1 rRNA gene is annotated in these 204 nt (G+C 50.0%); it reads right to left on the bottom strand.

Going from position 1 to position 204, the window contains the following annotated elements:
* Positions 1-76: 76 nt before the first annotated feature.
* Positions 77-204: ribosomal RNA gene (locus IM273_RS21445) — 23S ribosomal RNA — on the bottom strand; the annotation flags it as partial.

The following is a 204-nucleotide window of genomic DNA, read 5'->3' on the forward strand; positions in this document are numbered from 1 at the left end:
CCGCCAGGCAAATTCTGTTAATCTGTATCAGGCTGAAAATCTGTCTCTCTCACCGCCAAAACACCTTCGGCGTTGTAAGGTTAAGCCTCACGGTTCATTAGTACCGGTTAGCTCAACGCATCGCTGCGCTTACACACCCGGCCTATCAACGTCGTCGTCTTCAACGTTCCTTCAGGAGACTTAAAGTCTCAGGGAGAACTCATC

The sequence above is a fragment of the Enterobacter cloacae complex sp. P13B genome (assembly GCF_014895915.1).
Taxonomy (GTDB): domain Bacteria; phylum Pseudomonadota; class Gammaproteobacteria; order Enterobacterales; family Enterobacteriaceae; genus Enterobacter; species Enterobacter bugandensis.